This is a genomic window from Paraburkholderia sp. SIMBA_053 (assembly GCF_046534895.1).
Taxonomy (GTDB): Bacteria; Pseudomonadota; Gammaproteobacteria; order Burkholderiales; family Burkholderiaceae; genus Paraburkholderia; species Paraburkholderia caledonica.
In genome coordinates this window covers 1-261 of record NZ_JAWRXU010000981.1, presented here as the reverse complement: position 1 = coordinate 261, position 261 = coordinate 1, and the positions used below count along the sequence as shown (strand labels likewise).

Sequence of the window (261 nt, the reverse complement as noted above, 5' to 3'; positions counted from 1 at the left end):
CGTGCGCCGCTTATCGTGCGATCGCGCTCGCCAATCCCGGTGGACTGGGCGACGCGCCGGAGCAATCGGTGCATGCGCCGCCCACCGTCGATCTGCGCGAAGCAATGTCGCTGGCCGCAGAACGCGACAGCATCGCGCGTCAATACGCGAACGGCTTCGCGGACATCTTCGGCTTGGGCCTCGGCGCGATCGCGCAATCGCACTGCAGCACGCCGACCGCTATCACGCTCGATGTCTTTCTCACCTTCCTCGGCGCGTGGC

1 protein-coding gene is annotated in these 261 nt (G+C 67.0%); it reads left to right on the top strand.

Annotated elements, in window-relative coordinates; translation table 11 throughout:
- Positions 1-261: triphosphoribosyl-dephospho-CoA synthase (locus SB753_RS38535; RefSeq protein WP_410805346.1), on the top strand; the 261-nt coding region annotated here is incomplete at both ends.